Source organism: Sphingomonas metalli, assembly GCF_014641735.1.
In the GTDB taxonomy this organism is placed as follows: Bacteria; Pseudomonadota; Alphaproteobacteria; order Sphingomonadales; family Sphingomonadaceae; genus Sphingomonas; species Sphingomonas metalli.
This window is the reverse complement of the sequence record NZ_BMIH01000013.1, coordinates 1-2,049: the sequence shown is the minus strand read 5'-3', so window position 1 is coordinate 2,049 and position 2,049 is coordinate 1. Positions and strand designations below refer to the sequence as shown.

The following is a 2,049-nucleotide window of genomic DNA, read 5'->3' as shown; positions in this document are numbered from 1 at the left end:
CAGCTTCGGATACCCGCCCGCATCATACGTGCCGTCCCAATTGGCCGCATTCCGCCAATTGTCCCCCGTCGCCAGATTCGCCAACGTCGGCTCGCCACCATAATAAAACGCCGGCGCCACGTTCACACCCAGCTTGAAGCCGCGGGCGCCGGTCGGGGCGCCTGCACTGGGAGTAGGCGTCGCGCTCGGTGTCGGCGTGGCGCTGGGCGCCGGGGTCGGAGTCACGGGAGTCGAGCCAACGACGGTCAGCGATGCCTCGGAGCTCGACGCCCCATCCTGACCGCAGCCAGCAAGGAAGATCGATACTGATAAGGGAGCTAAGCCCACCATGCTTCGCAGCAGCCGAGATTTGACTGAAGGACGCGCACTCTGCTGCGAGACGGAAATCATCGACGCTGAACTCCTCGAACTTTTCGTTCTCAGAAGTAGGTCGAAGAAGTTATGAACAGATTAACGATGATCTTAATATCATCGTTACGTGATCTATGATGCCGCGATAGAAATCCGCAATGAAACCATGCGCACGCCGGACCGGTGCGAAATTACGACAGCTAGTTAGCTTGCGAGCTTGGCCATTGGCTTCGCACGAGATGCGAGAAAACTGGTAGCAAAGCGCTTGCCCAAGGCAATGAACGGCCGTTCTATCATAAGGAACGTTGCCAAGGTCAACAATATGGCCAGGGCGACCGCGGCTGGAAGAACGACGATCAGCATCATGGCGGCAGGTATAGCCGACAGATAAGCCGCCACATCGACGAACAGAATGCTCAAGACCAGCCCGTGCATCAGGTAGACTCCGTAGGAGAGTTCGCCGAGCGCGCGCGCCGAGCTGGTCTGTAGGAGCTTCCACAGGCTGTTGCCGCAGGCCACGCAAACGAAGAACAGGGCATGGCATGCCAGACGCAGTGAGCCGCCGAAGACGACGGCCCCTAGAACCAGGCACGTCATGGCAACGAGGCTGGCCGACGATCCGCGTAGCCGTTGGGCAAGCGCCGGCCGCGCCGCGACCTCATAGGCGATCATGCCGACGCCGAACATTGGCAGGTAGCTGATCAGAGTGAACAAGCTCAAAGGACGCAGCAACAGCGCAAGCGTGATCATCCCCAAAGGCACTGTCCAAGTTGGAGCAAACGTCGGACGCAAGGTCATCGCGGCCGCACAAAGCGGCAGGACGAAGATGTAGAACAGCCACTCATACCACAGCGACCAGAGTACTCCGGCGTTCAGGCTGGCACTCTCCGCATAGCCGAACAGCGCCGGCTCGTCCCAGCAGACGATCCATCGACCCATGTTCGCCAAGGTCTCCGACCACGGCGCTCGCACCTGAAAATTCAGTCTGATCAGGACCACGAGAGAGATCAGGATGATCGACATGGCCACCAACGGCACGATCCGGAACAGCCGGGAAATGTAGACGACCGTCCAGTTCACGCCGGTTATACCCTGAAGGATCCGCGGGTAGAAGACGAAGCCGGTCGTCATGAAGAACAGGTTGACAGCTCCGGGGCCGAGACTGTCGAGGAAGGTCAGCCGAGGGCGCGACCATTCGCCGCCGAGCCTCGTCACCTCGATCCATAGAATGAAGTGGTAGATCAGGACGGACAGGGCGAGATACCCTCTCAGACCATCGACGCACCCGATACGTGATTGGGCGTTGGGGATCGGGAACCCCGCCCGTACAAGCCCCAGCGCGCAAAATGTGGCGAAGCTCCAGGCGAGACCGATGGACATGCAGATCGTTACGAGCAGCGAGGGCTCGACCCCATATGGCATAGACTGAGCCTTCCCCCACAACGCGCCGGCGCATCGCTGGCCAAGTTTCTGCTATGCACCAGCAACTTCCTACATCGCCAGCCGCGATCCCGCCTGCCTCCCGTTTGGAAGCGATGACGGCGCGGAGTGCGCGCCGTCATGTGGAGGCGTTGCTGGCCGGCTGACCGGTCCCCGTGCTTGCGCTTACCGTCCGAATTCGAGGGCGGCGCGGCGCTTGGGGGTTTCGGCGAGGGGCTGTCCGGCATATTCGCGCAGGCCCCAGGCGCCCCAGCCGCT

At 61.0% G+C, this 2,049-nt stretch carries 1 protein-coding gene; it reads right to left on the bottom strand.

Annotated features, from left to right (window positions below; all coding sequences use genetic code 11):
* Window positions 1–555 precede the first annotated feature (555 nt).
* Complete coding sequence (locus tag IEX18_RS18430; RefSeq protein ID WP_188661403.1) at window positions 556–1,731, bottom strand: acyltransferase family protein; 1,176 nt, start codon at window positions 1,729–1,731, stop codon at window positions 556–558.
* Window positions 1,732–2,049: the final 318 nt, after the last annotated feature.